This is a genomic window from uncultured Blautia sp. (assembly GCF_902497045.1).
Taxonomy (GTDB): Bacteria; Bacillota; Clostridia; order Lachnospirales; family Lachnospiraceae; genus Blautia_A.
Genome location: NZ_CABVDF010000206.1, coordinates 1 through 5,291, shown reverse-complemented (window position 1 = coordinate 5,291; position 5,291 = coordinate 1). Strand labels below are relative to the sequence as shown.

General features: G+C 42.1%; 5 protein-coding genes. All 5 read right to left on the bottom strand.

The window, feature by feature from the left end; genetic code table 11:
* Positions 1–443: threonine/serine exporter family protein (locus RDS42_RS12265; protein WP_308783912.1), on the bottom strand; the 443-nt coding region annotated here is incomplete at its 3' end.
* Positions 440–1,222 carry a threonine/serine exporter family protein gene (locus tag RDS42_RS12260; RefSeq protein WP_308783911.1) on the bottom strand — a complete coding sequence of 261 codons (783 nt, stop codon included), beginning with the start codon at positions 1,220–1,222 and terminating at the stop codon, positions 440–442. The genes RDS42_RS12265 and RDS42_RS12260, both read right to left, overlap by 4 nt.
* 262 nt (positions 1,223–1,484) lie before the next feature.
* Positions 1,485–2,753, bottom strand: a complete 1,269-nt coding sequence (locus RDS42_RS12255) for an MFS transporter (protein ID WP_308783910.1) — start codon at positions 2,751–2,753, stop codon at positions 1,485–1,487.
* A gap of 38 nt (positions 2,754–2,791) precedes the next feature.
* The gene (locus RDS42_RS12250; protein WP_308783909.1) at positions 2,792–3,895 is read right to left on the bottom strand and encodes an aminopeptidase P family protein; all 1,104 of its coding nucleotides are present in this window, start codon (positions 3,893–3,895) and stop codon (positions 2,792–2,794) included.
* Positions 3,896–4,009: 114 nt separating this feature from the next.
* On the bottom strand, positions 4,010–5,194 hold the full coding sequence (locus RDS42_RS12245; RefSeq protein WP_308783908.1) for a hypothetical protein: 1,185 nt from the start codon (positions 5,192–5,194) through the stop codon (positions 4,010–4,012).
* Positions 5,195–5,291 lie beyond the last annotated feature (97 nt).

Here is a 5,291-nt window from a genome sequence, read left to right as displayed (position 1 = left end):
ACAGCAGCAATCTTTGCGATTGTTTTCTGCGGAACCTCAAATACAAAACAAATGCCAAGAACAATAGCTATTGCCGTTCCAAAAGTCTGCCTTCCATATCTGGAAGCCTCCATAAGGTCTCCGGTTATCACAGAATAAACAGTCCAGTAAATACCAACTCCCGGAACCAGAGGGAACAATCCTGACAGCATAAAAAGCGTTGCCGGACACTTAAGCCCCACACCACAGATCCTGGAAAGCAGTACAACCACTGCCGACGCTACAATTGTTCCGGTGAAATAAGACATTCCAAAAGGATGCATGAGGATCCAACAGGTAATCCACCCCAATCCTCCGATCAATCCGCAGCAGGGATAGTACTTCCTCGGTACCAAAAACATAACAGAAAATGCAATAGTTCCAAAAAAAGATGCAATAAACTGAAGGATTATATTGATGATCATAAGACAAATCCTCCCACAAGTCTGGACAACAACAGATAAAAAAGCCCCACTCCCATAGCAATGCCGCCAGTTACCAGCAAGGTATCAATCAGACGCACTGCTCCCGCAATATAATCGCCATCTGTCAGATCTCGGATAGACGTCATAAATGAAACTCCCGGGAGCATCGGCATGATCGCACCAATGGTAATCGCTTTGTAATCATCCCCCAAGCCCAGACAGTAAAACACTAATGCACACCCCGTAGCAAGAAATGCACCTAAAAGGTTTTTGATCAGCTTCGAGGTCTGCTGCTTCCGCCTTTCCAAAAGCTCCTGAAAAACCGCCAGAATACATCCGGACAAAAAAGCAGCAAAACAATCCAGCAGACTGCCTCCCAGAATGTAGCAGAAGCATCCCGCTCCTATTCCGGAAGCCAGAATGAGGGTTTTGCTTTTTTTTCCCGGCATCGTCTCAATAAACTGAAGACGCTCTTCCGCCTCTTCCAGAGAAAGCCCCTGTTCAATATCTCTTGAGAGACGATTCACTGCATCCACTTTGCTGAGCTGTGTTGCATGAAGCGGTATATGCTTTACGTTTGCATACATCTGTCCCACCTGATCCTCTCCGGTCAAAAAAATCCCACTGCTGAGTACAAATGCACTTTGGGCATTCACACCATAGTGAATCGAAATTCTTTGAATCGTCTCTTCCACCCGAAAAATCTCTGCCCCGCTTTGGAGCAGGATTCTTCCGGCGCCCATGGCCACATCCAGCACACGTTTATCGTAATTTTCCATCCCCGCACCGTCTCCTGTAAACTGTTTCAAAACAAAACGGTTAAGTCCGCTTTGTGTTTCCTGAATCTCTCAATCCTTGAAGTTTTCCCACACTCTGTTTTCCACATACCTTTGTCTGCCGCCTCACAAAGCGTTTACTGTCAGCCTGGAAAATTAATACAGAATGTATTACTTTTCTGATGAAAGAAAGGAATTGCCGCAGATTTTCTACGACAATTCCTATTATATATAACACCTAATTAATAAACAAGATATCCGTCAATTATTTCTTTGCATGAAGCATCTGACGTTTTTCTTTTGTTCTGGCAAGCCAGATCAGGTTAGCGATCAAACCGACAACTGCAACTACTGTCAAAATAACAAAGAATACTTTATATCCTTTTTCTCCTGCCCATGTCTGAAGACAGTAACCGGCTACCAATGGAGCGATTGCCTCAGCACTGTATCCAAGCGGTGTGAGAATAGCAGTTGCTGTACCTGTCAGTTCTACCGGATATTCGGCTTCTTCCATAATTGCAAAATGCATGGACTGACAAGCATACATAGAAGCATATACACCTGCAAGAGATATAATAACGATCCAGATCAAAGACATCTTACCAGGTGTACAAATGATACCGATCATACTCACGATCATAACACAGAAGGAAATCGCACATACTTTGGATGCTCCAATTTTATCTGCTGCAAAACCGGATATAAAACATCCGACCGGGCGAACAAACTGTGAAAAATATCCTGCTGCCGCGCCAATAATCGCTGTTGCACCGAAAACTTCTGTTGCGTATGGTGTAATATAGAAATAACTGCAGCACATAGCATAAGAACAAAAGATAATTAAGGTATTCAGCCATGTTTCCGGCATCTTTACAACACGTTTTAATTCAGGCACATTGATAAGCGCTTTTTTATCACGCTTGAACTCTTCTTCTTTATAGAAAAGGAAAATCAAAACACCAAGCGCAATATTGATAACAGAATAAACAATAATAACTGTATTAAGACCAGCACCTGCATTTATTTTTTTGGACACAATGCCAAACAGCGCCAGGATCAGTGCAGACTGGACCATGTTTGTAACGCCGCGTCCGCCTTCAAACAATCCGAATACCCGCCCTTGTTCTTCCGAAGAAGCAATAGAACGAAGCGCCTTGATCAACGCGTTCCAGAAAGTCAGAATTGATGTGATGCCCCAAATTGCATGGATTGCAAACAGTCCCCAGTATCCTGGTCTTAATAAAAGAACTAAACCAAGAACACCTGTCAGTACCAGAGACAGTGTCAGAAGTTTTCTTGCCGGCCAGCGGTCAGCACAGAATCCGCCAAGGAAATATGCAATAACGGCAAAACTTCCGTATGCACTTCCAAGAGCTCCCATCTGTACGTCATTCAATCCAAATTCTATCAAAAATGTGTCATAATAATAGCTTCTGAAATATGGCAATGAGTATACCATTGCGCCAGAAACGACCAGCAAAAATAATGTAAATAAATTCTTCTTAAGCTTTCCGCCTTCAGCTGCTTTACTCATTTGTTTTCCCCCTGTATGTTATTCACTTAATATCCTTATTACTCTTTAACAGGCACAATCTGATCTTCCAGCTTTTTAGAATAGGAAGTCAGAGTTCTGCATCCATCTTTTGTAACCAGAATATCATCTTCAATACGAACACCGCCAACACCTTCAATATAAATGCCCGGCTCGATTGTAAATGTCATTCCTTCTTCCAGAACAAGCTCGTTTACTGCAGTGATATAAGGCTCTTCATGAACACTCAGGCCAAGTCCATGTCCCGTTCTGTGGAGAAACAGCTCGCCATAACCAGCTTCTGTGATCACATCCCTTGCAGCCTTATCGATCTCACAGGCTTTTACGCCAGGTTTTACTTTTGCAATCGCTGCAAGATTTGCCTTCAGTACAATATCATAAATCTCAGCCAGTTTAGGATTTCCGATCTTGCCAACAAAGAAGCAGCGTGTAATATCAGACCAGTAATGCTTGTAATAAGCACAGAAATCCATCAGTACGATATCTCCTTCTTTGAATGCATAATCTCCTGTCACACCATGAGGATTAGCGGAATTGTCAGCTGCAAGAACATAGACAATCTGTTCGTCTGTAATAAATCCAGGATATTTTGACATAAAACTAAAAAGCATCATATTCAGTTCTTTTTCTGTCATCCCCGGTTTGATCTGTCCTTTTACATACTCTAACGCCTCATCAACAATTTTCGCTGCCATCTGCATAAATTCAAGCTCAGAGTCATCCTTATACATACGAAGACGGGCAATACAATCTCCGATATCTTCCACTTCACATCCAATGGAATAGAAAATCTCGCCGATCAGCATTGAAAAGTATTTTTTCTCAACTGCCAGTTTTTTACAATTGCCAACAACCTTTTTAATTGTGGCTGCCGGACCTTCTTCATCCGTATATGTATATTCCGGCATTGTCCCCTTCATACAGCCGGTATCCACACTTGGATTGATCATCACTGCTTCCTGCGTATTTGCATCTAACACCAGACTATAATAGCGTTCATATGGAATGATATTTATTCCGGTCAGATAATTCATTGCCATAGGGTCTCCAATGATCGCTTTATCAAATCCTGCCTTCTTCAGCATTTCACAGGCTTTTATCTGTCTTACTCTTATAGCGTCCATAAGGTCACCTCCATAAAACTTATTTCTTTTTTTCACGCACATGATTATTTCACTTATAAATATATCACACAATTAATTTTATCGCAATGATTTTTGTAAGTATTTTACAAATTTCTAAAAAATCGTCGCAATTATTTGGTAAATCCAATGAGCCGATACACCGGCACATAATCCGCCAATGGTATGACTGAAAATCGCTTTTCCAGTCAGTTCTTTACATTTCAGAGAATCCATCATCGCCACATGGGTACTGAGATATCCGCTCCAGCACATACACATAGCTGTAAATACTGCAATATCATTTCCCACTGCGATTCCATCCTGAACCATTTTCGGCACCAGTCCAATTGCCGCACCGGCAGCTCCAAGAGCCGTGATCGGAACTGCTACTCCCTTTGAACTTGTAAATCCAAATAATGGTTCCAGTATAAAACGGAGTTTATCTCCAAGCGCCGGCAAAAGTGCGATACCTTCATACGCAGCTCCAGTATATTCACCGGAAGCTGACGGACCATTTGTCAACATCATAACCAGAGTACAGATCACGACTACGCCCGGAATGATTGCAAGCCCCATATCAACACCTGATTTTCCGCCGTCCAAAATAGCCCCCAGTATACGATTTCCCAGAGAGCCGCTGCGGATCTCACGTTCATTGCCTCCCATCTGATGTTCAATATCTGACTGCACACAGCTTTCTTCTTTTCCAAAGGTTTTTGCTGTAAAAAACAGCATAATACGAACGCTGACAATACTGCCTATCACTGCTCCCAGATTTCCGATCAGAGCCGGTATGATAAAGGTTCCGCCAGCAGGATTTTTTATCCCGATCATAAATGTGGTAATCACAAGTCCCATGCCAAATGCTGTCCCGATATTAGTCAGCGCCGGAAACTGATACTTTTTAAAATATCTTTTAAATTCCGTCTGTTTTGCCAGTGTCAAAATGGCCGGATTATCAGAAAGATACGTTGCCAGCACTCCAATAATGCTTGCCCCCGGCAGGGCGTATAACGGTTTCATCAGCGGGGAAAGGATTTTGTTAATCAATGCCACAACACCAAACTCTGTGAACAGTCCGGAGATTGCCCCTGCCAGTACTGCAATTGCCAGAATATACAATACGGTGTCAATCAGCAGCTGATATCCTGTGTTCATCATCGTATTGAGCATATTCACAGCACCCATAGCTTTTCCTAAGTACAGGAAAATTCCCACAAAAATTGCCAGAAAAATGAAGACCTCAATCCCCACAGCTGGTTTTGTTTTTGCTTTTGTTTTTTCTGCCACACGCTCCATCGAATTCCCTCCTTGTGAAATTATTTATATTTTTTCACGTACATAAACTTATAACAAAATTATACATTTATGAAATTGTAATGTCAATTAAGCATAT

Coding starts and splice junctions, on each gene's coding strand:
- RDS42_RS12260 (WP_308783911.1), bottom strand. CDS start 1,222: ATGGAAAATTACGATAAACGTGTGCTGGATGTGGCCATGGGCGCCGGA.
- RDS42_RS12255 (WP_308783910.1), bottom strand. CDS start 2,753: ATGAGTAAAGCAGCTGAAGGCGGAAAGCTTAAGAAGAATTTATTTACA.
- RDS42_RS12250 (WP_308783909.1), bottom strand. CDS start 3,895: ATGGACGCTATAAGAGTAAGACAGATAAAAGCCTGTGAAATGCTGAAG.
- RDS42_RS12245 (WP_308783908.1), bottom strand. CDS start 5,194: ATGGAGCGTGTGGCAGAAAAAACAAAAGCAAAAACAAAACCAGCTGTG.